The organism is Devosia salina, from assembly GCF_019504385.1.
Taxonomy (GTDB): domain Bacteria; phylum Pseudomonadota; class Alphaproteobacteria; order Rhizobiales; family Devosiaceae; genus Devosia; species Devosia salina.
On sequence record NZ_CP080590.1, the window covers coordinates 1,157,008 to 1,180,045 of the forward strand.

Annotated in this window: 17 protein-coding genes; 4 read left to right on the forward strand and 13 right to left on the reverse strand. The window is 63.4% G+C overall.

The annotated features are described in order from the left end of the window. Nucleotides 1–53 precede the first annotated feature (53 nt). Nucleotides 54–4,727, reverse strand: coding sequence for an NAD-glutamate dehydrogenase (locus K1X15_RS05490; protein ID WP_220306501.1), 4,674 nt, complete (start codon nt 4,725–4,727; stop codon nt 54–56). A gap of 634 nt (nt 4,728–5,361) precedes the next feature. Here K1X15_RS05490 and K1X15_RS05495 point away from each other — a divergent pair. Beyond that, nucleotides 5,362–6,384, forward strand: coding sequence for a sulfate ABC transporter substrate-binding protein (locus K1X15_RS05495; RefSeq protein ID WP_220306502.1), 1,023 nt, complete (start codon nt 5,362–5,364; stop codon nt 6,382–6,384). A 44-nt stretch (nt 6,385–6,428) separates the two neighbouring features. Here K1X15_RS05495 and K1X15_RS05500 read toward each other — a convergent pair whose 3' ends face one another. The 3 genes from K1X15_RS05500 to K1X15_RS05510 all read right to left on the reverse strand — a co-directional run bounded on the left by K1X15_RS05500 (nt 6,429) and on the right by K1X15_RS05510 (nt 8,155). Beyond that, a complete protein-coding gene (locus K1X15_RS05500) occupies nt 6,429–6,707 on the reverse strand; it encodes a DUF6894 family protein (protein ID WP_220306503.1) in 279 nt (92 codons plus the stop codon). 89 nt (nt 6,708–6,796) lie between these two features. Further along, a complete protein-coding gene (locus tag K1X15_RS05505) occupies nt 6,797–7,336 on the reverse strand; it encodes a flavin reductase family protein (protein ID WP_240549670.1) in 540 nt (179 codons plus the stop codon). Nucleotides 7,337–7,552: 216 nt separating this feature from the next. Further along, nucleotides 7,553–8,155, reverse strand: a complete 603-nt coding sequence (locus K1X15_RS05510) for a superoxide dismutase (RefSeq protein WP_220306504.1) — start codon at nt 8,153–8,155, stop codon at nt 7,553–7,555. Between the two features lie 149 nt (nt 8,156–8,304). Between K1X15_RS05510 and K1X15_RS05515 the strand changes: the two genes are divergently transcribed. Together K1X15_RS05515 and K1X15_RS05520 are read left to right on the forward strand one after the other, a co-directional pair. Beyond that, a complete protein-coding gene (locus K1X15_RS05515; RefSeq protein WP_240549671.1) occupies nt 8,305–8,916 on the forward strand; it encodes a helix-turn-helix transcriptional regulator in 612 nt (203 codons plus the stop codon). Further along, entirely contained in the window at nt 8,903–9,394 is a 492-nt protein-coding gene (locus tag K1X15_RS05520) for a group III truncated hemoglobin (RefSeq protein WP_220306506.1), read from the forward strand. Before K1X15_RS05515 ends, K1X15_RS05520 begins: the two co-directional genes overlap by 14 nt. Nucleotide 9,395: 1 nt before the next feature. Here K1X15_RS05520 and K1X15_RS05525 read toward each other — a convergent pair whose 3' ends face one another. The 9 genes from K1X15_RS05525 to K1X15_RS05565 all read right to left on the reverse strand — a co-directional run bounded on the left by K1X15_RS05525 (nt 9,396) and on the right by K1X15_RS05565 (nt 20,491). Further along, entirely contained in the window at nt 9,396–10,208 is an 813-nt protein-coding gene (locus tag K1X15_RS05525; protein ID WP_220306507.1) for an alpha/beta fold hydrolase, read from the reverse strand. Between the two features lie 85 nt (nt 10,209–10,293). Continuing rightward, complete coding sequence (locus K1X15_RS05530) at nt 10,294–11,235, reverse strand: family 43 glycosylhydrolase (protein ID WP_220306508.1); 942 nt, start codon at nt 11,233–11,235, stop codon at nt 10,294–10,296. Further along, nucleotides 11,232–12,146 (reverse strand): ABC transporter ATP-binding protein, encoded by a 915-nt coding sequence (locus K1X15_RS05535; RefSeq protein ID WP_220306509.1) that lies wholly within the window; start codon nt 12,144–12,146, stop codon nt 11,232–11,234. The genes K1X15_RS05530 and K1X15_RS05535 overlap by 4 nt, the downstream gene beginning before the upstream one ends. Then, nucleotides 12,143–13,183: an ABC transporter ATP-binding protein gene (locus tag K1X15_RS05540; RefSeq protein ID WP_220306510.1), complete on the reverse strand. Its 1,041-nt coding sequence runs from the start codon at nt 13,181–13,183 to the stop codon at nt 12,143–12,145. Before K1X15_RS05540 ends, K1X15_RS05535 begins: the two co-directional genes overlap by 4 nt. A 145-nt stretch (nt 13,184–13,328) precedes the next feature. Then, nucleotides 13,329–14,186 carry an ABC transporter permease gene (locus tag K1X15_RS05545; protein ID WP_220306511.1) on the reverse strand — a complete coding sequence of 286 codons (858 nt, stop codon included), beginning with the start codon at nt 14,184–14,186 and terminating at the stop codon, nt 13,329–13,331. A gap of 3 nt (nt 14,187–14,189) precedes the next feature. Further along, on the reverse strand, nt 14,190–15,194 hold the full coding sequence (locus tag K1X15_RS05550) for an ABC transporter permease (RefSeq protein ID WP_220306512.1): 1,005 nt from the start codon (nt 15,192–15,194) through the stop codon (nt 14,190–14,192). 305 nt (nt 15,195–15,499) lie between these two features. After that, nucleotides 15,500–17,383, reverse strand: a complete 1,884-nt coding sequence (locus K1X15_RS05555; protein WP_420828374.1) for an ABC transporter substrate-binding protein — start codon at nt 17,381–17,383, stop codon at nt 15,500–15,502. Nucleotides 17,384–17,657: 274 nt separating this feature from the next. Further along, nucleotides 17,658–19,169, reverse strand: a complete 1,512-nt coding sequence (arfA, locus tag K1X15_RS05560; RefSeq protein WP_220306514.1) for an arabinosylfuranosidase ArfA — start codon at nt 19,167–19,169, stop codon at nt 17,658–17,660. A 392-nt stretch (nt 19,170–19,561) separates the two neighbouring features. Further along, nucleotides 19,562–20,491, reverse strand: coding sequence for an ArsR/SmtB family transcription factor (locus K1X15_RS05565; protein ID WP_220306515.1), 930 nt, complete (start codon nt 20,489–20,491; stop codon nt 19,562–19,564). A gap of 232 nt (nt 20,492–20,723) precedes the next feature. Between K1X15_RS05565 and K1X15_RS05570 the strand changes: the two genes are divergently transcribed. After that, entirely contained in the window at nt 20,724–22,991 is a 2,268-nt protein-coding gene (locus K1X15_RS05570) for an NADP-dependent malic enzyme (protein ID WP_220306516.1), read from the forward strand. The last annotated feature ends 47 nt before the right edge of the window (nt 22,992–23,038 follow it).

The following is a 23,038-nucleotide window of genomic DNA, read 5'->3' on the forward strand; positions in this document are numbered from 1 at the left end:
CGGCAAGGCAATCCGGGGGAGGGGGCCCAACAACATGTCTGCCGTCCGGCCGCCTACCCCTCCCGCGCCAGGTCGGTCAGCAGGCCCGCCGCCACGCTGAGCCGCGACACTGTTATGCCGCCCTCGGTCAACTCCTTTACCGCCGCAACAGTCCGCGCCACGGCAACCGAACGCTGGGCGATGAAGTCGCTGACCGTCCCGGCAGACAACACATCCGACGTCAGGTCGCGCAGCGCCCGCATCAGGTTGGCGAGCGCGCGGTCCAGCGCCATGCGGTCGAACCGGTCGCCCAGGACGATGGCGCGGCCGGCCTCGATGATGCGGAACAGGTCGAACAGTCCCGCGACGCCAAAATAGGCGCGGGCCGCCACCAGCACGTCCACGCCGCTGCGCTCGGCGACCAGCACGATGTCGCTGGCATGGCTGAGGAAGGGCAGTTCTCCGATGCGCTGGGCCAGCTCGGCCGGTACCCCGTGTGCGATCAGACCGCTCACGCGGACATCGAGCGCCGCCTGCTGGTCGTCCGGCAACAGGCCCTTGGCTGCAGCCAGGCGAACAACCCCGTCGCGATGCCGCTCGACCAATGCGGCAAGGCCGCCGGTCACCGAGCCGTTGCGCAGGAACCAAAGCGCTTCCTGCCGCAGCAAGGCCTCGACCTGGGCATAGAGCGAAAGCTGCACTGAACCAGGGACCGCCCCATCGAGGGCGTCGATTTCGGCATTGAGGGGCGTCAGGCCATAGGCGTCACGGACCGCGGCATAGGCCAGCGCCACCTCGCCGGCACTGGCGCTGGTGGCTGCGGTCAGCTCCGAAACGAAGGCCGGGCCGCCGCGATTGATCATCGCATTGGCGAGCACCGTGGCCACGACTTCGCGCTTCAGCCGGTGGTTCTCGACAGCCTCGCCATAGGCCCGGTGCAGCGTTTCCGGGAAATAGCGGAACAGTTCGCCTGACAGATAGGGATCGTCGATCGCCGTACCCCTCAGCAGGTCGTCGAACAATGTCAGTTTTGCATAGGCCAGGATTACTGCCAGCTCCGGGCGTGTCAGCCCCTTGCCCTCTGCGGCCCGCAGGTCGAGGGTCGCATCGGTCGGTAGAAACTCCACTGCCCGGTTGAGCAGGCCGCGAGCCTCAAGGCCCTCGATCAGCACGCGATGGTCGGGCAGCTCCGCCAGGCCCGCGCGCTCTGCCAGCGAAATCGCCAGGGTCTGAAGATAATTGTTCCTCAGGCACAGCGCCGCCACCTCTTCGGTCATCGAGGCGAGGAAGATGTTGCGCTCCTCCATGCTGAGCTGGCCCGAGGCGACCACGGGCGCCAGCGCGATCTTGATGTTGACCTCGAGGTCCGAGGAATTGACGCCCGCCGAATTGTCGATGGCATCGGTGTTGATACGGCCGCCATTGAGGGCATAGGCAATGCGCCCACGCTGCGTCACCCCCAGGTTTGCGCCTTCGCCAACGACCTTGGCCCGCACCTGGCTGGCGGCGACGCGGATCGCGTCATTGGCCCGGTCGCCGACCTTGGCGTCGTCCTCGTCGGTCGCCTTGATATAGGTGCCGATGCCGCCGAACCACAGCAGGTCCACATGCGCGGTGAGGATCGCCCGCATGACCTCCGCGGGCGTCGCCGCGTCCGCTTCGAGGCTGAGCAGGGCCTTCATTTCGGGGCTGAGCGGAATGGATTTGAGCGCGCGCGAAAATATCCCGCCGCCCCGCGAGATCAGGCCTTTCTCATAGTCCTGCCAGCTCGACCGCGGCAGGGCGAACAGCCGTTCCCTCTCGGCATAGCTTGCGGCCGCATCAGGATCGGGATCGATGAAGATGTCGCGATGGTCGAACGCCGCCACCAGGCGGATTTCGCGGGAGAGCAGCATGCCATTGCCAAACACGTCGCCGCTCATGTCGCCCACGCCCGCCACGGTGAACGCCTCGGTCTGGATATTGTGGTCCATCTCGCGGAAATGCCGCTTCACTGCCTCCCAGCCGCCGCGGGCGGTGATCCCCATCTTCTTGTGGTCGTAACCGGCCGAACCGCCCGAGGCGAAAGCATCGCCCAGCCAGAAGCCGCGCCCGGTCGCAATGGAATTGGCAAGGTCGGAAAAGCTCGCCGTGCCCTTGTCGGCCGCCACCACGAGATAGGGATCGTCGCCATCGCGGCGAATTGTACTGGCCGGGGGGACGACTTCGCCGGCTATCAGATTGTCGGTGACGTCGAGCAGCGCGCCGATGAACACCTTGTAGCTCTCCGTACCCTCCGCCAGCCAGGCCTCGCGGGCCATGCCGGCGCTCAGCCGCTTGGGCACGAACCCGCCCTTTGCTCCCACCGGCACGATGACGGCGTTCTTGACCTGCTGCGCCTTGACCAGCCCCAGCACCTCGGTGCGGAAGTCTTCCGGCCGGTCCGACCAGCGGATGCCGCCGCGTGCGATCGCCCCGAAACGCAGATGCACCCCCTCCACCCGCGGCGAATAGACCGAAATCTCGCGATAGGGCCGGGGCGCCACCATCCCCTCGACCTTGCTGCAATCGAACTTGATCGCCAGTGCCGGGCGCCGTCCGCCATGGGTGTCGCGCTGCCAGGCATTGGTGCGCAGCGAAGCCTCGATCAGGTTCTGGAACCGCCGCACGATCGTGTCTTCATCAAGCGAGGAGATCTGGTCGAGCTGCGCCGCAATCGCCGCCCGCGCCGCATCGGCCGCCGCTTCGCGGTCGGTTCCGGCCGGGTCATGCAGTGCCGCAAACAGGGCCACGAGGCCCCGCGCCGCCTCCCGCTGGCTCACCATCACCTGAGCGATATAGCGCTGCGAATAGGAGGTCCCGACCTGCCTGAGATAGCGCGACAGCGCCCTCAGCAGCGCCGCCTGGCTCCAGTCGAGCCCGGCCAGCGTCACCAGCGTATTGAGCTGGTCGCTTTCCGCATCCCCCGTCCAGACTGCCATCAGGCCGGCTTCGATGGCGCGCGCCCGGGTGAGGACGTCGCCGCCGCCGTCCTCGCCCACCTCGAGCACCATGTCGTGCAGATAGCGCTCGACCCCGTCGCGCGGGACGATCGTATAGGTCCGCTCGTCGATCACCCGGAAGCCGAAATGCTCCAGCATCGGCACCCGGTCCGACAGCGGAATGGCGGTGCCCTCATGGTAAAATTTGAGCCCGAGCGTGCCATCTGCGCCGCTGCGCCTGGCAAGCCGAATGGCAATGCCGTCATCGCCAAGCCCGTTGAACACGCCGATATCGCGCAGCGCGTCCTCGGCGTCGTTGCGGCTCTGATAGGCGCCCGAAAAGGCCTGCTTCCAGTCGCTGACCAGGCCCGGCTCCGGCGCCGCCGCCATCAGCATGTCGGAAAAATCGTGCGTCAGCGCCTCGACGCCGGTTTCCAGCGCCCGCCGCTCCGGCTGCGGCGTCGGCCCCCCATTGCGCCCGATGATTACGTGCAGGCGCACCAGTTCCCCCTCAGGGAAGTGCGGATAATAGGCCGAGACCCGCCCGTCATAGAGATCGGCCAAATAGCGGGTGATCCGGGCCCGCACATTGCCGTCATAGCGGTCGCGCGGCACATAGACGAGAATGGACACGAAATTGTCGAACCGGTCGATGCGCGGCAGCACGCGCACCCGCGGCCGGTCGTAGAGCCCGGCAATAGCCTCGGCGAACTCGGCCAGTTGCGGCGTGTCGATCTGGAACAATTCGTCGCGTGGATAGCTGTCCAGCGCGCCCAGCAGCGTGCGCCCGGCATGGCCCAGCGGATCGACACCCGATTGGCGCATCACCTCGGCGATCTTGCGGCGGATCAGCGGCACTTCCGTATGCGGCGTCGCCAGCGCCTGCGCCGTATAGAGGCCCACCACGCGCAATTCGCCATTCGCCTTGCCGTCCGGCCCGAACAGCTTGATGCCCACATAATCCATATGGGCGCGCCGATGGACGCGGGCGCGGACATTAGCCTTGGTCACCAGCAGCGGATCGGGCCCCTGCACGAAGGCCACCAATTGCGGCGTGCTTTCCACATAATGCGGCCCGCTCCGCAGCACCCGCAGATCTTCGTCGCGCAGGATGCCCAGGCCCGTGCCGGGAACCGGCACCAGCTCGTCCCCCTCAAGCCGATATTCGCGCATTCCCAGGAAGGTATAATTGTGCTCGATCAGCCATTCCACGAAGCGCGCCGCTTCCTCACGCTGCGCCGGCTTGAGCACGTCGAGCCCCGCCGTAGCGCGCCGGACGCGGTCGAGCATGGGCTGCCAGTCCCCCACCGCATTGGCCACGTCCTTGAGCGTCGCCTCCAGCTCGGCAACCAGCGCATCCGGATCGGCGACTGGATCGCTCTGGATATGCAGCACGCTGACCGCGGTGCCGCCTTCCGAAACGACCTGCCCCTGGGCCACGCGCAGCACCGGATGCGCGAACAGGCGGATGGCGCCACCCATGGCGCGCAGCGCCGCCAGGGCGCTGTCGACGATGAAGGGCATGTCCGGCGAGAGGATGTCGAGCACCAGCGGGGCCCCGGTTACCACCGGTGGCGTCGCCAGCACGCGTGTCGAATCCACGGGTCCCGACAGCAGCCGCCCATGGCTGGTCGCGAGCGCATCGATAAGGGCATCCGGGTCCTGGCGGGAAAGATCGTCGGGGTCGATGGCCGCAATGGCCCGGCTCAGGAACAGCAGGAGGCTTTCATTGTCACTTGCCCTGGACCGCGCCCGTTCACGATACTGCGCCTCAACCGCCGTCGTCATGCCCTGCTCCCTGTGACTCGCATGGCGCTACCTTAGGCGGCGCAGATGACACTGTCTGTACCCCTTGGGTTGAATGCCGGCAGGGTGGGCAGGCGCCCCCGGCAGCTTTATTTCATGAAATCGTCACAACGCGGCAAAGCGTTTCCCTTGCGGACGGGTCCGGGGTTGGTTTACCACTTGTTAAACTCTATCAATCTGGTAGTCTTTGCCTACGTCACAACGCAGGTGCATGCATGCCCAAACTGTCTCAGTACGTTTCCTATGCGGCGCTCATCGCCGCCCTGTTCTTTGGATTTGTCGTCACGGTCCATGTCGGCATGTCGTTCTGATCCAGCATTCACCAATATAAAAACGTCAGCAATGGCGGCCAATCGGCCGCCATTTTCATTTTCGCCAAAGAATGTTTCCATTTCCGAAAGTACAGGTGCGGCGCATTTCTGAAGTATGACGCCTTTTATCCGAAAAGAATTTCATTCTCAGCCTGCACCGCGCCCTGTGGGCAAAAATGATTTTTCATCCAGCCCATCATGGCGCAATGGATATTTCCTGCGGCCCGTCCTCCGCAACATACCCGCGCCTTGCGATACTATACCAATTTGGTAGCGTATTAGGGTCATCAACGGGAGGGTTTCCGATGAAAACTGCTGCTCGCATCCTGGCCTGTGCCGGCCTGGTCGCCGCTTTGGCGTTCAGTACAATCGTCACTGTCGCGGCCCAGTCGCGCACGCTGATCAATGTCAGCTACGATCCCACGCGGGAATTCTACGAGGCCTTCAACCAGGCCTTCGTCACCCACTGGCAGGCGCTGACCGGGGAGGCCGTCGCCGTTCAGACCACCCATGGTGGTTCGGGCGCCCAGGCCCGCTCAGTCATCGAAGGCCTGCCCGCCGATGTCGTGACGCTGGCGCTCGAAAGCGACATCAACGCCATTGCCGACCACACCGGCAGGATCCGGTCCGACTGGCGCGGCACGCTGCCCCATGACAATGCCCCTTACACCTCGACCATCGTCTTCCTGGTGCGCAAGGGCAACCCGAGGCAGATTGCGGATTGGGACGACCTTGTCGCCGATGGCGTGCAGGTGATTACCCCCAATCCCAAGACCTCGGGCGGGGCGCGCTGGAATGTCCTGGCCGCCTGGGCCTGGGCCCTGGCGCAGCCGGGCGGGAATGAGGAGACGGCCCGGGACTATCTCGCCCGCCTGTTCAGCAATGTGCCCGTGCTGGATACCGGCGCGCGTGCAGCGACGATCACCTTTGCCCAGCGTGGCCTTGGCGATGTGCTGATCGCCTGGGAAAACGAGGCTCTGCTCACCCTGGCCGAACTCGGCGCCGACAAGTTCGAGATCGTCACCCCCTCCGTGTCGATCCTGGCCGAGCCTTCCGTCGCCATAGTCGATGCCAATGTGGATGCGCGTGGAACGCGGGACCTGGCCCAGGCCTATCTCGAATATCTATACTCGCCCGAGGGGCAGTCACTGGCTGCCAGCCATTATTTCCGCCCTGCCGATCCCAGCGCGGTTGAACCGCAAGCCCTCTCGGTCTTCGCCGATCTGGACCTCAGGCGTGTCGATGATTTTGGCGGCTGGCGTCAGGTGCAGCAACGCTTCTTCGATGAAGGCGGCATTTTCGACCAGGTCTTCGAGGGCAATTTCTAGGCGGTCATTCCAAGGTGTCCCGCCGCTCCTCAAGCGGCGGGCGCCTAATGCAGCGTGGCTGGTTCGATGGGCGTTGCCGAGCCGTCGCCGATTTGTGGTCCCGCCCAGAACACCACATAGAGCAGGTCCTTGCCGCTGGCATCGGTGATCTCGATGGAGCGTGGCGCATCCATTTCGCCGCCTTCCCCCGCCACCTTTTCGATGATCGCGCGCCCCATCTCGGCCGCCGACTGCTCGGCTGCCTCCAGATTGGCGTGTTCGCTGCCCTTGTCGTCGCGGATCAGGGCGTCATCGGTGCGGTAGTGGAAGTAATAGCGTGGCAAGGTCGATCCCCGTTCTCCGGGTTAAACGGCGAAGGGCGGCAAACGTTGCGCCAAATCACCTGTCTTGCAGTGTGGCATCTCGCCTGCGGTCAGTCGACCCCGTGCAGGGCCTGGTAGCCATGCCTGTGCCACAGTAGAGGGCTGCGGCTGGTATCGGTCTCGGCGTCCACGATGGCGCCCGCAAACAAGACATGCGTACCGGTTTCCATGGCGCCGATCACGTCGCAGTCGAGTGCCGTTACCGCGCCCCTGAGCTTGGGCTGTCCCGATGGCCACGCCTCCCACCCGCCATCCGCAAAACGCTTTTCGGGTGGAACCTGTCCGGCAAACGCGTCGGCAATCTGCTGCTGGTCCGTGGCCAGCATGGCCAGGGAAAACCCGCCGGTCTTGGCAATCACATCGGCCAGCCGGCTGACGATGTCGATGGACACGAGAATGGCAGGAGGCTGCGCCGACAGCGACAGCACCGATGTCGCCGTCCGGCCCACGCGCTCCGTGCCGCGCCTGGCCGCCACCACATGCACGCTCGATGCCAGTCCCGACATGGCGGCGCGAAATTCCGCATCGCTCACCGTGGGTCGGCGGAGCGGGCGCAAGGCCATGCTGTCGGGCAGATCGAAATCGGGCATCAGACTAGTCATTATCGATTGTAACCCAGTGGAGCAAATGCGCGGGCAACATTCAAAGGCGATCACCGCACCGCATCCTCTCCATTGACGTGAGGTTGGGAGGCGGTGGACGGGGAGGTTGGGGGTGCGCCACGCGCTCACCCCCCGATTGGGCTTCGGTGTTCCCCACCCGGCTCTCCGCAGGGAAGGGTTGGGCATCAGGCCGCCGAAATCGCCTCACCCCAGATTGGCTTCGGCAAACTCGTAATTGGCGAGCTTGTCGAGGAAATTGCTCACATAGTCCGGGCGCCGGTTGCGGAAGTCCACATAATAGGCGTGCTCCCACACATCCAGGCCCAGCAGCACCTTGCCTTCGCCGGTCGCCAGCGGGTTGGAGCCGTTGGGCGTCTTGGTCGTCTTGAGCTTGCCGTCAGTGCCCAGCACCAGCCAGGCCCAGCCGGAGCCGAACTGGGTGGTGGCGGCGGTCTTGAAACTGTCCTTGAACGCGTCCACCGAGCCGAAATCCTCGACGATCTTGGCTTCGAGCTTTCCGGGCAGCGCGCCGCCATTGGGGCTCAGCGCCTGCCAGAAATGCACATGATTCCAGTGCTGCCCGGCATTGTTGAACACCGGTGCCAGATCCGGCTTGTCCTTGGCAAAGGCGACAATCTGCTCCAGCGACTGGCCGGCCAGTTCGGGATATTTCTCCACAAAGCCATTGAGCGCCGTAACATAGGCCTGATGGTGCTTGCCATGGTGCAGTTCCAGGGTTTCCTGGCTCATGCCGCGCTCGGCAAGGGCGGCTGGCGAATAGGGCAGGGCGGGAAGCGAGAAGGTCATTTCGGGGTCCTTTCGGCACCGGCTTGCAAGAACTGGCAAGGCGGGTTAATTTCCAAGCAATGACTTTGAAAACTCTTTCCGCAGATATGTCAAGTTCGGCCTTGGAAAATTCGGCCTGGTCACCGCGCAATCCGGCCGAGCGGATTCTCATGACCCTCAAGATGCAGGGCTCGCTGTCGGCGACGGCTCTGGGCGACAGGCTGGGGACGACCAGCGAGGCCGCCCGTCAGCAATTGGCGCGGCTGGCCGAGGAAGGCCTGGTCGAGGCGCGCAGCGCGTCGGCGGGTGTGGGGCGGCCGACGCAGCTCTGGAGCCTGACGCCCACGGCCCAGTCCCGTTTCCCCGATACCCATGCCGCCCTGACGGTACAATTGCTCGACATCGTCCGCAGCCGCCTTGGCGATGATGCGCTCGATGCCATCATCTCCGTCCGCGAAGCCGAGACCCGCTCCGCCTATGTGGCGGCCGTCGAGCCGGCGCCCGATCTCAAGTCGCGGGTCGCCGCGCTGGCGGAACTGCGCAGCCAGGAAGGCTATATGGCCGCCTGGACCGAGCAGCCCGATGGCTCCCTGCTGCTGATTGAAAACCATTGCCCCATCTGCGCGGCCGCCACCGCGTGCCAGGGTTTCTGCCGCGCCGAACTCGAAGTGTTCCGCTCCGTGCTCGGCCCCGATGTCGAGGTCGAACGCCAGGATCACATTGTCTCGGGCGGCCGTCGCTGCACCTATTCCATCAAGGCCGTCACCCATGCATCCGCCTGATCGTCCGCCCGTTGGCACGCAATTGCATCGGATCGGCTGGGAGACGCCGGAGGGGCTCGACGAAGCCATGATCCGCGCCGTGGTCGACGAATTCTATGCCAGGGCGCGCCGTGACGATCTCATCGGCCCGGTGTTCAATCGCGTCATTGCCGATGCCGAATGGCCCGCCCATCTCGACAAGATCACCGACTTCTGGAGCTCCATGCTGCTCGGCACCGGACGCTATTCCGGCCGCCCCATGCCCCGGCACATGGCCATCCCCGAACTGGCCGATGCCCATTTCATGCGCTGGCTGCGCCTGTTCCGCGAAACGGTGGAAGAAATCTGTCCGCCCGATATTGCGGCTCTCTTTGTCGAGCGCTCCGAGCGCATCGGCAACTCCTTCCGCATGAATATCTCGATGCGCCGTGGCGAGGACATCACCCGGCTCGGCCCGCTGCAGCGTGAAGGATCGCCAGGCTGGAAGCCGCCCGCCTGAGTCAGCGCCAATCGGACAGGCTGGTGAGGAAGTCCAGCACGGCCCCATTGAACAGCGCCGGTCTTTGCACTGGCGCGAAATGGCTCACACCATCGAGCATCACGAGACGCGCGCCGGGGATGGTCTCTGCGATATAGCGGGCGTGCTCTGGCCGAATGAACTCGTCCCCGGCCGCCTGTGCTACCCAGACCGGCACGTCGATGCTGGCAAGGTCCGCCGCCGAATAGTCCGGCTGGGTCGACTGCATCACCTGCAGCGCCTGGCTCATGGCCTCGAAACCATCGGGGGCAGGGGACAGCGCCGCATAGTCCTTCTGGTGCCGTACCAGGCAGTTGCCGATGACTTCGGTCATCTCGAATGGCCATGCCCCGCTGCCATCCACATTGCAGGCAAAGAAGAACACGCCGGCCACCCGGGCTTTGTGTGCCCTGGCCAGCGCCAGCCCCGTGCAGGCCCCATCGCTCCAGCCCACGATCGCCGCACGGGCGATATCGAGCCGGTCGAGCAGGGCGGCGACGTCCCCGGCAAATTGCTCATAGGAGAACGGGCGTCCATCCCAGCTGCTCCGCCCCTGGCCGCGGCTGTCCACGGCGATGACGCGATAGCCCGCTGCAAGCAGCGCCGGAACCTGGTGACCGAAATTGCCCGCATGGCCCATGCCGCCATGCAGCAGCACGACCGCAGGGCCGCTGCCATAATCGCCAAACCACACCCGCACATCGTCCCGCTCCAGCGTCCCGCCACCCTCGGGTAGCGGCGGCACGCCCTCGGCAGCAAAGCGGGTCAGCGCGTCATCGGCAAATTCGCGGTCCATGTGGTCCTCCGGTCCTTGCCCTGACGACGAACGAGCATCGCTATTTTCGACCGACGACCAAGACGGCGCAACCCGAGCGCCGAACCTAGGCCAGTAGCGCCAGGCCGGCCGGCACGTCCCGTTCGCACACCAGCACCCCATTCTCCACGCGCAGCCGCGCCTGATGGATGGCCGTGCGCCGCGCCGCCACGTCCGGTGGCCCGTCCTTCTGCGCCCGCTCGTCCCATTCGGGATGGGTGAAGTAATACATCGCCGCATGATCGCCATTGACCACCACATCGGCATGGCGTGCATAGCGCCTGTCCATCGGGTCGGCGCCTGGATCGCCGGCGACAATCCCCTGACGCGTCCAGTTCAGCGTATCGTCCGACCGATAGACCGCCTGGCCGCGCCATTCATCCACGATCAGCCAGTAGAACCCGCCAAGCGCGAACACATTCGGCCCCTCATGCGGCGGCGCATCGGGCGAACCGGGCAGCACCAGCCCTTCCAGCGTCCAGTTGAACATGTCCGTGCTGGTCGCGCTCCAGGTGCTCGAGCCCTGGCCTTCATCCTTGTACCACAGCCGCCACAGCCCACCGGAACTCCTGAACACACAGGCATCGATGACATTGCTGCTCGAGAGCGTCAGCGGCCCCACCCGCGTCCAGTTTTCGAGGTCCGCACTGGTGAAATGCACGATGGTGCGCGGCACTTTCCAATGCGTCGGCACGCCGGTGATATAGCTCAGGAACATGTGATATTGCCCCTCGGCAAACATCACCTCCGGCGCCCAGTGCGTGTTGAGCCCGCTGTCACCCGGCGCATCCAGCCCCTTCACCGTGCCGCGATAGTGCCAGCTTCCGCCACCATCATTGCTCACTGCGATGCCGATAGGCGAACCGTGGATCCACCCAAAACCGGGCTCGTCGGCGCTGGCCCGGCGATTGGTGTAGAACATCCACCATTCATCCGTGCCCTCGCGCTTGACCACCACCGGGTCGGCCGCGCCATCTTCAACCGGGTCGCGATAGATCGGCGCGCTCATGCGTAGACCCTCACCTTGCGCCCATCGGGCCGCTGCACCAGCTCCCCGTCCTGCCCCACCATGCTGCCGGCCAGCTCCACCATGGCCGGGTCGGTCATCAGCTTGCCGTCCCCGGCATCGTCCGTCGAAAGCACCGAGGCCTTGAGCAGCCGCGAATAGGCGTGCTCGGGACTGTCCAGCACCGTGCGTGCATCCCCCATTTCCACGATCCGCCCGCGCTGCATGATGATCAGCCGGTTGGAAATGTAATAGGCGGTCGCCAGGTCATGAGTGATGTAGATCACCGAGACCTTGAGGTCATCGCGCAGGCTCTTGAGCAGGTTGACGATGCTCATGCGCAGGCTCGCATCCACCATCGACACCGGCTCGTCGGCAATCAGCAACGGCGGATTGGGGATCAGCGCCCGCGCAATGGCGCAGCGCTGCAATTGACCGCCGCTCATCTCGTGCGGAAACCGGCCCCGCACCTCTTTCAGGCTCAGCCCCACCTTCTGCAGCGCCTCGTCCATGGCCCGGTCGATGACCGCCTTGTCGCTTGTGTCGAGGAACCGCCGCGCCGTGCTTTCCAGGTACCGCTCGATCTGCTTGAGCGGATTGAACGCCTCGAACGGGTTCTGGAACACCGGCTGCACATGGCTCATGAATTTCAGCCGCTCGGCCCGTCCGGCATGCCGGTCCACCTTTTCCCCGCGGAACAGGATTTCGCCCTCGCTCGGGTCCTCGAGCCCCAGGATCATCCGCGCCAGCGTCGTCTTGCCCGAGCCGCTCTCCCCGATAATGGTGAAGATCTCCGGATTTTCCGCGCTCAGAGAAAAGCTGGCATCGACCACGGCATCCACCGTCTTGCGGCCGAACAGCCCGCCCATGGTGAAGCGCTTGGACACATTGCGCACATCAAGCAGCGTCGTCATGCCATTGCTCCTGCCGGAGCCGCCACATTGACCAGGGGCTCCACATCCTTCCAGCGCCAGCAGGCCGTGCGATGATCGGGTCCCACCACTTCCATCGGCGGCACCTCCTTTCGGCATTTGTCCACTGCCAGTGGGCAGCGCGGGTGGAATCGGCAGCCCTGGGGCGGATCGGCCAGATTGGGCGGTCGACCCTCCAGCGCCGGACGCTGCTGCGTGTCGCCGATGCGTGGCAGGCTCGCCACCAGATGCGCCGTATAGGGATGCTTGGGCGCAAAGAACATCTGCCGCGTCGGGCCTTCCTCGACCAGCCGCCCGGCATAGATGATGCCCACCCGGTCCGCCACATTGGCATGGACGCTCATGTCATGGGTCACGAACACCACCGAGGCGCCCATTTCCTTCTGGATATCGCGGATCAGGCTCAGCACCTCCTTCTGCACCACCACGTCCAGCGCCGTTGTCGGCTCGTCGGCGATGATGAATTCGGGGTGGCACACCGTTGCCAGGCCAATGGTCACGCGCTGCCGCATGCCGCCCGAGAGTTCGTGCGGATAGGCCCGGAGCACGTCCGGCGGCAGGTTCAGCCGCGCCAGATGCTTGATCACGCGCTCTTCAAAGGCCGCGCCTTTCAGTCCCAGCGGGCGCTGCGCAAAATCCTGGAAGGTCCGGCCGATCCGCCGCACCGGATTGAGCACGCTCATCGAGCCCTGCATGATGTAGCTCAGATGCTTCCAGCGCACCGCCTCGATCTCGGCCGGGCTGGCATGTGCCACGTCGATCGGCCCGCTGCTGAAGCTGTATTTGACAGTCCCCTCGACCACCCGCAGCGGCGGCCGGATGGCAGCGGCCAGCACCTTGATGAAGCTGGTCTTGCCCGAGGAGCTTTCCCCGGCAATGCCATAGACCTCGTTCTTGCGCATGGTCACGGTGATGTCGTCGACGGCGCGCACCTCGCGGGACACGCCGAAATAGTTCATCTGGTAATAGGCCTTGAGGCCTTCGACCTTGAGGATTTCGGGGTTCTTTTCCAGGGTCATTCTTTCGCGCCCCTATGGTGCGGTTCCTTGGCACCCTCCCCCTTGAGGGGAGGGCCGGGGAGGGGGTGGCTGTGTGGTCCACTGATCGACCCCCACCCCCAGCCCCTCCCCTCAAGGGGGAGGGGAGCGGTCTCGAGCAAAACCCTCATGCGCCCATCCTCCGCAGGCGGCTGCGAGGGTCGATATATTCGTTCATGCTCATCGCCAGCAGGAACAGCCCGATAAAGGTCATGACGATCAGGATCACCGGGATCACGATCCACCACCACACGCCCACCACCATGGCCGAGTGGGAATTGGCCCAGTAGAGCACGGTGCCGATGGTGGGATTGTTGATATTGGTGAAGCCCAGCACCGCCAGCGTCACCTCCATGCCGATCGACCACAGCATGTTGTTCATGAAGGTCGCGAAGACGATCGGCATCACATAGGGCAGGTGCTCTTCCATCAGCACGCGCCGCGTGCTCATGCCGGCAAACACCGCATGTCGCGTGAACTCGCGATGCTTCAAACCCAGCGCCACCGAGCGGATCAGCCGCGCATCGAACGGCCAGCCGAAGCAAGCCAGGATCAGCGCCATGGTGAAGCTGTCCATATTGTTGCGCAGCACGAAATAGAACAACACCAGGATCGGGAAGATCGGCACGGCAACGAAGATGTCGTTGACGAACATCAGCACCCGGTCGACCCAGCCCCCGATATAGCCGGCGGCCAGGCCCACCGTGATCGAGATGATGCGTGAGAGAACGGCCACGGTGATGCCGAAGGTCAGGCTGTTCTTGAAGGCGGCGGAGAGCTGCCAGAACAGGTCCTGTCCGCGCGAATTGGTGCCGAACCAATATTGCGCCGAGGGCGGCTGGTCCGGAATGGCCATGTAGATCAGGCTCGGATCGATGGGCGAGAAGAACGAGAGGCCGGCAAAGATCACCATGATCCCCACCAGGATCAGCCCGATGGTGAACTCGATATTGTAGCGGATCAGATCGCGGAAAACGGCAAACATGGACTACTCCGTCCGCACGCGTGGGTCGAGCAGCGGATGCAGCAGATCGACGATGAAGATGGCCGTGGCCACGGCGGTGATCGAAACGGTACACACCGCCAATACGGTCGAGTAGTCACCGGCATTGACCGCATCGACCAGCAGCGAGCCCATGCCGGGATAGTTGAACACCTGCTCGGTGATGATGGTGCCCGAAAACACCCCGCCAATGACCATGGCCAGCGCCGTGATCTGCGGCACCAGGGCGTTCCGCATCACATAGCTGCCCACGATGGTCTCGCGCTTCACGCCCGCCAGTTCGGCATAGGTCACATAGTCTTCGGTGACGATATTGCTGACCAGGGCCCGCATGCCGATGAACCAGCCGCCCAGCCCCACCAGCACCAGCGACAAGGCCGGCAGCAGCGAGTGCTGCAGCACCGAAAGGATGAAGGGCAGCGTCCAGCTCGGCCGTACATCCATCGAGAAGCCGCCCGAAATCGGCAGCACCGGCCACAGGAAGCCGAAGATGATCAGGATGATGAAGGCCACGATGTAATAGGGGATCGGCTGGAGGCCCATGGTGACAATGCCGAAGGCCTTGAAGAAGCGATTGTTCTGGAAGTAGCCGGCCAGCCCGCCCATCAGATTGCCGATGAGGAAAGTGATCAGGGTCGAGGTCAGCAGCAGGCCCAGCGTCCAGGGCATGCCCCGCATCACCAGTTCCATGGCTGGCGTCGGGAACGCCATCAGCGAGGCGCCCAGGTCACCGCGCAGCAGCCGCGTCCAGAAATTCCAATATTGCTGCAGCATGGGTTGCCCCGTGCCGAACATCTCGGTCAGGGCGATGCGCGTGGAGGCAATGGCTTCCGGCGACAGGTTGGAGCGGGCCGAAAGGCGGCCGAGCACCTGCTCGACCGGGTCGATCGGCGAGAGATAGGTGACCAGGAACATGGCGGACACGCCAAAGAATATGACTGCCAGCAATTGCAGCAGCCGCTTGCCCGCAAACCAGAGATAGCCTCGCATTCGCTCTCCTCGTCATCCGCTGCACCGATCCGCAGGGTCTCCCCCGATAGGTTAGGGCCCTTCAGGGCCCCGAGGATTTCGATCCATTTGGCTTCGGCATCCGTCACCGACGGAGCCTTGCCCTGTTGTGCCGCGCTACGGCGCGGGCCGGAGGAAGAGCAAAAGAGGCTGGCGCCTCCCCGATCCGTCCTCACTATGTCCCTCCATCATCATTGGAAGGGGCCCAGAGAAGGCGGAAGGGGCGTGACGTGCCATCACGCCCCCTGGCAACGGCGCGGCCTGGGACCGCGCCGTCAGGGAGGAGCTTACGCGGCGCCCTCGACGGGCGAAATCTGCGTGAAGATATACCGTCCGTTCGACCAGTTGGTGACCGGATTGGCATAGTTGTTCTCGGCATTCGGCCAGCCGGTCCAGAACCGGTTCGACTGGATGGAGAACACGTTGTACGCCATGATTGGGATGTTCGGCATCTCTTCGAGGTGCAGCTTCACGAAGTCGTGGCCATATTCGATGCCCTTGGGATCGTTGAAGTCGATGCCGCGGATCTTCTCGATGATCTCGTCGAGACGCGGGTCCTTCCAGCGCATCCAGTTGCGGTCCGGCTGGCTCTGGCCCGGTTCGGCGACATAGGCCGAGTGATAGCTGTCCATGAAGAAGCTGAGGTCGGGGTGACCGCCCCAGGTTTCCACGGCCCAGGCGATATTGCACTCGTAATTGCCCACGCGCTGGCGGCCCCAGGTGTCGGCATCCACTTCGGCGGTGGCGCCGATGCCGTTCTGGGCCCAGGTCTGGGCAATGATCACGCCGAGACGGTTGACCACGCCTTCCTGCGGCACCATCACCGAGAAGGTGAAGGGCTGGCCGTCCGGCATCATCCACTGGTTGCCGTTCTTGGTGAAGCCGGCGGCCGTGAGCAGTTCTTCGGCGGCGGGGATGTTCTGCTTCCACCAGCCATAACCGAAGGCGTTGCGCACCGCGGTTTCATCGCTCGGCACGGCGTCACCGAATTGCGGCCGCACCATATCGGCGATCTGCACCCCGATATTGGGATCGTAGGGCTTCACCTTGGACGTGCCCGTATCGATCTCGTAATTGATCAGGAAGTCCTGCAGCGGGGCGTGGTAGTCACGCGGATGCGTGCCGGTCGGCGGCACCGAAATGGCCGAGAGCGTGGCCGCGCCGCGATAGGACGCCATCGACATGGCGCGCGCATCCAGCATCAGCGCCAGGGCCCAGCGAACGCGCTTGTCCTGGAACTTGGGATTCTGGTGGTTGAAGATCGCCATCACCAGGGTCGGATCGGGATGGGCATAGGGGAAGCCCGGGAACCAGCCCTGGATCTGCGGGTCCTGCTGCACCACCGAGAACGTGCCTTCCGGCGTCAGGTCGTGCACCATGTCCAGATTGCCGTTGCGGATCTCGATCAGGCGATTGTCGGTGGAAATATTGTTCCGGTAGATGATGTAGCGCGGCTTGGGCTCGGCAATCATGCCCATGGCCGTACGCTGCCAGTCCTCGCGCTTCTCCCAGATATACCAGGTGCCGTTCGGATCGAACGAATGCAGCGTATACGGCCCGATGGAAACTGGCGGGTTGGCGTCGTAGCTGAGAATGTCCTCGACATTCTCATAGACATGCTTGGGCATGATCCAGGCCGCAGTCCAGCGCACCGAGAACAGCGCGTGGAAGCGGGAATTGGGGTTCTTGAGCTTGAAGTGGACCGTATAGGGGTCTGGAGCCGTGACTTCGGCCACCTGGGCCGAAAACGCGCCATTATAGGGCGTGCCGGGCGTTGCCGCCTGCTTTTCGACCGTGAACACCACGTCATCGGCGGTGAATTCGACGCCGTCGCTCCAGTAGATGCCCTTCTTGAGCTTCACGGTCATCTCCGTGAAGTCGTCATTGTACTGCCAGACATCGTCGGCCAGCGAATTGTAGACCGCGTTCTCGCTGGCGCCCTCGATGCCGGCATCCGGGTCGATGAACCACAGCGTGTCCGTGGTCAGGTTGTGCAGGCCGTTGCTGGTCCCGTTGCCGGCGCCCACCGCCCACAGATTGAACCAGGCCGGGTTGCGGATGATGCCTTCGGGGTTGTGAACGATGACCGTTTCATTGCGCGGGAACTGGGTCAGGTCCGGTGCCGAGCCTCCGGCATCCTGCGCCATGGCCAGGCCCTTGCCGGCCACCATGAGTGCGCCGACAGCCGTCGAGCCGATCAGGAAATTGCGTCTATCCATCGATGTCCTCCCTATGCGGGATGCCTTGTGGCATCCCCTTTCGCAGGGCTCCTCGACCCTGAGATAAGTCATACTTAACTGAGGGTTTTAGGCTGTCAATGTGTTTTGTGATGTAAATCCAGAACTATGATACAAAATACAGTGAGGCGCGCCACTTCCGGGGCGCGCCTCGCATTCATGACCCGTTCATCCAGCGGGTCCTGGACCCGGGCCGGAGCCCGGTGGGTCAGATTTTGACCCGCACCATCTGGTAGGAATAAGGCGGCAGCACCACCGACAGCCTGTCTCCATCGACCTTGGCACCCGAGCCCTTTTTCGGGGCCACCTCGTCCTGGTTCCGCGCCGTGTTGACGGCCTTGAGGTCGGGGTGGGTCATGACCTGGTGGTCAATAACCGTCGCGTTTTCAAAGCCTTGCAGGCTGACTTCGGTCTCGATGCTTTCGCTGGTGTGGCGATTGACGAGGAAGAAGCTCAGCGTCCCGTCCTCTTCATTGTGCACACCCGAGACGTCGACAAAGGCCGTATCCTTGGCGTGCGTCGTCTCGTATCCCGGCGAGTTCGTCACCAGTTGCAGCGCCGTGCCGCGGCCAAAAACCGAAGCAAAATAATAGGGATAGTAGATTGTCTGGGCCCAGGCCGGCCCGCCCTTTTCGGTCATGATCGGCGCGATCACATTCACCAGCTGGGCGATACAGGCGATCTTCACCACATCCGAGCGGCGGATGAAGGTGTTGAGGATCAACCCCACCATCAGCACATCTTCGAAATTGTAGATGTCTTCAAGCAAGCCCGGCGCATGCGGCCAGCCGCCATTGCCGTCCAGGATCTCGCGATCCTTCTTGTTGGAATGGTACCAGACATTCCATTCGTCGAAGGAAATATAGATGTCCTTCTTCGACTTCTTCTTCGCCTTCACCTGCTTGATCGTCGCGGCGACGGTCTCGATATAGCGGTCCAGCTTGGCGCTCAGGCCAAGGTAATTGGGCGTATTGTCGTCGCGGTTGGCGAAATACATGTGCAGGCTGATATGGTCGACATGCTCATAGGTATGCTCGAGCACGATGCGCTCCCAGTCGGGAAAGCTCGGCATGTCCATATGCGATGAACCGCAGACGATCAGCTCCAGCGACTTGTCGAACATGCGCATGGCCCGGGCGGTGTTGGCGGCCAACTTGCCATACTCGTCGGCATCCTTGTGGCCGACCTGCCAGGGACCGTCCATCTCGTTGCCGAGACACCACATTTTAACGTTCCACGGCTCCTTGCGCCCGTTCTTGATGCGCAGGTCGCTCCAGTATGAGCCGCCGGGATGATTGACATATTCGAGGAAGTTGCGGGCATCGTCGACGCCGCGGGACCCCAGATTGACCGCCAGCATCATCTCGGTGCCGACCGTGGCGCACCAGTCCGCGAACTCGTGAACGCCGACGGCATTGCTTTCCGAGGTATGCCAGGCCAGATCCAGACGCGTCGGACGCTGCTCGCGCGGGCCGATGCCGTCTTCCCAATTGTACGCAGAAACGAAATTGCCGCCGGGATAGCGCACGACCGGCACGTTGAGCTTCTTGACCAGATCGACCACGTCGCCGCGCATGCCATCCTTGTCGGCCGTCGGGTGGTCGGGTTCGTAGATCCCTTCATAGACAGCGCGGCCCAGATGCTCGAGAAAAGCCCCATAGACACGGTCATCGATTTTGGCGATCGTGTAGTCCTTGTTGGCAATGACGGACGCCTTCACCGGCTCCTCCCACTAATTCCGTTTTTCTGATTTGTATCAGTGATTGTGTTTTAGCCTCGCGCCGAGAGTGGCGCAAGGCCAAAAATATGACTATTTGCGTGAGGGCAGGGGCGAGCGCCGGCCGGCGTGATCGCCTCCGGTTGCGAGATGGACGGTCCCGAGGCGCGTGCGTCTCAGTAAAACTAAGTAATAGAGACGTCGCCGCCTCGGGACACCGGTTTTTCGTAGAGGACTCCGGCCCCCATTGAACGCTCGTCGCAGGGTGACCGCTTCCTGGACGCGCAACTGGAGCGACCCAGCTACGCCCGGCTCCTCCCGCAAAAGTTCGCTGCAGTCCGTCCGCGCGGGAGTGATGGGGGCATTATGAGTGAGGTTCTGGACCCGGGGATAAATTAGGGTGCCGTCTGCAGGCGCAGGATGATGTCCTGGTCGTAATTGCCGAAGCCGCGCCCGAATATGTTGATCCCGCCGGGACGCTTGGCGTCGGGCTTCACCGCGATCCGCAGGCGGATCGAATGATGGTTGCCAAGATCCAGATCGTGCAGGGATACCGGGGAGATCTTCATCCCGTCCACATAGGTGCCGTCCAGCGTGACGCGCCAGCTTTTCAGCTTGCCATACTGGCTGCCCTTGAGCTTCCACCAATCGGGCGTATAGACCCCGCGTTTGTCGCCAAAGTCGCCGGTGGAGAGCCACGTGCCGATCTCGGTGCCGTTGACCGAGAGCGTAATGTCGCTGGGCCAGTCCGCAGAAGTCCCGGGCACTTCCGAGCTCAGCTCCATCACGAATTCCATGGATTCGATGGTGTTCTGCGCCAGCTTGGCATTGTTGGGAAACTGGTACTCGAGGAACCCGCGCGTGAACCAGATCAGTCCCGCCTTCATCCGGTCCGGATCGAGGAAGGTGTCGGGGACGTCGAGCAGGCCGATAATGCCTTCGGTCGAGCAGAGCCCGCATGGCGCCGAGACTTCGCAGCTGGTATAGAGCCCAAGCGGCATCGAGACTTCGATCGTATTGGCGCGCAGCGGCTTGATGTCATCCTTGAACATCACCAGCACTTCATCGAAGGTGGAATGGCAGATCTTCTGGTTGCCCTTGCGCGCCTTCTGCGTTTCGGTGCGGATCAGGCCCGCCCCCTCCAGAATTTGCAGGTTTGTCGACACTGTGGACTGGGGCAGACCCAGTTTCTCGGCAATATCATTGCCGTTGAGTGCACCTTCCATGTGCAGCAGCTTCAGCATCTTCACCCGGATCGGCGAAGCAAGTCCCTTGAGAACATCGATATTCTCTTCGGGATCAATGACCAGAAAATTGCGGCTCATGGTGTCTGCTGTATCGATTTCGACGCGTTCCAGACAATTGTCTATCATGAATTCGGAACCAATCAACCCGGAGCCACGGATCGCTGGATTTGATTCAGGAATCGCGATGGCTTTGAATACGACTAAGGCATAGCTTCCCACGCGCTGCCGGACCTGTTCTTGAGGAGTTTTGCCGCGTGGGGACGCGGCCCGGCGCGTCGCGATGCGGCGCACCAGAACATGGGAGAGATCGATGTCCGACGACAAGGCCGCCAGCCTTCGCGAAGCCGCGCTGCATTTCCACGAGTTCCCGCGGCCCGGCAAGCTGGAAGTCACGCCGATCAAGCCACTGGCCAATACGCGGGACTTGTCGCTGGCCTATTCCCCGGGCGTGGCGACGCCCTGCGAGGAGATCGCGGCCAATCCGCTCGACGCCTATCGCTACACCTCCAAGGGCAATCTGGTCGCGGTGATTTCCAACGGCACGGCGGTCCTCGGCCTGGGCAATATTGGCGCGCTGGCGTCCAAGCCGGTGATGGAAGGCAAGGCAGTCCTGTTCAAGAAGTTTGCGGGCATCGACTCGATCGATATCGAGGTCAACGAACAGGATCCCAAGCGCTTCATCGAGATCGTCGCGCCGCTGGAGCCGACCTTTGGTGGCATAAACCTCGAGGACATTAAGGCGCCCGAATGCTTCGAGATCGAGGAAGCCCTGCGCGAGCGCATGAACATTCCGGTCTTTCATGACGACCAGCACGGCACGGCGATCATCGTCGCGGCGGCGGTGATCAACGCCATGCGGCTGGTCAAGAAGGACATCGGCCAGGTCAAGATCGTCACGTCGGGGGCAGGGGCCGCGGCCATTGCCTGCATGAACATGCTGATCGCCGTCGGGGCAAGAAGGGAAAACATCTGGATCGCCGATTCCAAGGGCTTGGTGACCAAGAAGCGGGACAATTCGGTTGACCGCTGGCGCGGCGCTTTTGCCCAGGACAGTGACGAGACCGAGCTTGGCGCCGTCATGGCGGGAGCGGATATCTTTGTGGGTCTGTCCAAGGCCGGGGCTCTGAAGCCCGAGATGATGAAGGATATGGCGCCAAACCCGCTGATCCTGGCGCTCAGCAATCCCGTGCCCGAGATCATGCCGGAGCTGGCGAAAGAGGCGCGTCCCGATGCGCTGGTCTGTACCGGCCGCTCGGACTACCCCAACCAGGTCAACAACGTCCTCTGCTTCCCCTTCCTGTTCCGCGGCGCCCTGGACTGCGGCGCCACCATCATCAATGAGGAGATAAAGGCGGCTGCGGCCCACGCCATCGCCAGACTCGCTCATGAACCGGGTCTCGAAGCCACGGCCCATGGCGTGCCGGCGATCTTTGGTCCCGATTATCTGATCCCCAATCCCTTCGACCAGCGGCTGATCCTCAGGATTGCGCCGGCCGTGGCCAAGGCGGCCATGGAGTCGGGCGTCGCTACGCGGCCGATTGCCGATTTCGATGCCTATCGCGACACGCTGCGGCGCTTCGTTTTCCGCTCCGGCATGGTGATGAAGCCGATGATCGAGCGGGCGCAGGCCGCTGGCAAGCGCATCGCCTTTGCCGATGGCGAGGATGAGCGCGTGCTGCGCGCGGCCCAGGTCATCCTCGAGGACGGCATCGGCAAGCCGATCCTCATTGGCCGACCCTCGGTCATCGAGAACCGGCTGGAGCGCTTCGGCCTGCCCATCCGGCCCGGCACGGATTTCGAGGTCATCAACCCCGAAGACGATCCGCGCTATCGCGACTATGTCGCCGATTTCCACGCCCTGGTGGGCCGCAAGGGCGTCACGCCGGATACGGCCCGCACCATTGTGCGTACCAATACCACGGTGATCGGCGCGCTGGCCGTGCGGCGCGGCGAGGCCGATGCGTTGATCTGCGGACTGCAGGGGCGCTTCATCAAGCATGCCCGCGACATCCATTCGGTGATTGGCGTGGCGCCGGGTGCGCAGCAGCTTTCGGCGCTTTCCATGCTCATCCTCAACCGCGGCGTGTTTTTCCTCGCCGATACCTACGCCAATATCGACCCCAGTGAAGATGAGCTGGTCTCGATTGCCCTGCAGGCGCGCGATCACCTCAAGCGCTTCAACATCGAGGCCAAGGCGGCGTTGCTGAGCTATTCGAACTTCGGCTCCCGCGACGGCGACAGCAGCGAGAAAATGCGGGCCGTCTATGACCGGCTCAAGGTCGAGGCCCCGGACCTGGTGGTCGAGGGCGAAATGCAGGGCGATCTGGCGGTCAATGCCGAACTGCGCGAACGCTACATCCCGGACTCAGTGCTCAAGGGCGAGGCCAACCTCCTGATCTTCCCCAATCTCGAAGCGGCCAATCTCTCCATGACCCTGCTCAAGGAACTCAACAATGGGCTGCACATCGGGCCGATCCTGATGGGCACGGCCCAGCCGGCTCACATCCTGGCACCCACCGTTACCAGCCGCGGCATTGTCAATATGGCCGCCATCGCGGCCACGGAAGCGGCGGGATAGGCACTACCCGCCATTCGACGAAGCTCTCGTGGCCTTCTCACCTCCAG

Excerpts from the sequence above, each read along its gene's own strand:
- K1X15_RS05570 (WP_220306516.1), top strand. The coding sequence starts at position 20,724 with ATGTCCGACGACAAGGCCGCCAGCCTTCGCGAAGCCGCGCTGCATTTC.
- K1X15_RS05530 (WP_220306508.1), bottom strand. The coding sequence starts at position 11,235 with ATGAGCGCGCCGATCTATCGCGACCCGGTTGAAGATGGCGCGGCCGAC.
- K1X15_RS05545 (WP_220306511.1), bottom strand. The coding sequence starts at position 14,186 with ATGTTTGCCGTTTTCCGCGATCTGATCCGCTACAATATCGAGTTCACC.
- K1X15_RS05525 (WP_220306507.1), bottom strand. The coding sequence starts at position 10,208 with ATGGACCGCGAATTTGCCGATGACGCGCTGACCCGCTTTGCTGCCGAG.
- K1X15_RS05510 (WP_220306504.1), bottom strand. The coding sequence starts at position 8,155 with ATGACCTTCTCGCTTCCCGCCCTGCCCTATTCGCCAGCCGCCCTTGCC.
- K1X15_RS05535 (WP_220306509.1), bottom strand. The coding sequence starts at position 12,146 with ATGACGACGCTGCTTGATGTGCGCAATGTGTCCAAGCGCTTCACCATG.
- K1X15_RS05495 (WP_220306502.1), top strand. The coding sequence starts at position 5,362 with ATGAAAACTGCTGCTCGCATCCTGGCCTGTGCCGGCCTGGTCGCCGCT.
- K1X15_RS05520 (WP_220306506.1), top strand. The coding sequence starts at position 8,903 with ATGCATCCGCCTGATCGTCCGCCCGTTGGCACGCAATTGCATCGGATC.
- K1X15_RS05540 (WP_220306510.1), bottom strand. The coding sequence starts at position 13,183 with ATGACCCTGGAAAAGAACCCCGAAATCCTCAAGGTCGAAGGCCTCAAG.
- K1X15_RS05490 (WP_220306501.1), bottom strand. The coding sequence starts at position 4,727 with ATGACGACGGCGGTTGAGGCGCAGTATCGTGAACGGGCGCGGTCCAGG.
- K1X15_RS05505 (WP_240549670.1), bottom strand. The coding sequence starts at position 7,336 with ATGCCCGATTTCGATCTGCCCGACAGCATGGCCTTGCGCCCGCTCCGC.
- K1X15_RS05555 (WP_420828374.1), bottom strand. The coding sequence starts at position 17,383 with ATGGTGGCCGGCAAGGGCCTGGCCATGGCGCAGGATGCCGGAGGCTCG.
- K1X15_RS05550 (WP_220306512.1), bottom strand. The coding sequence starts at position 15,194 with ATGCGAGGCTATCTCTGGTTTGCGGGCAAGCGGCTGCTGCAATTGCTG.
- K1X15_RS05515 (WP_240549671.1), top strand. The coding sequence starts at position 8,305 with ATGACCCTCAAGATGCAGGGCTCGCTGTCGGCGACGGCTCTGGGCGAC.
- K1X15_RS05565 (WP_220306515.1), bottom strand. The coding sequence starts at position 20,491 with ATGAGCCGCAATTTTCTGGTCATTGATCCCGAAGAGAATATCGATGTT.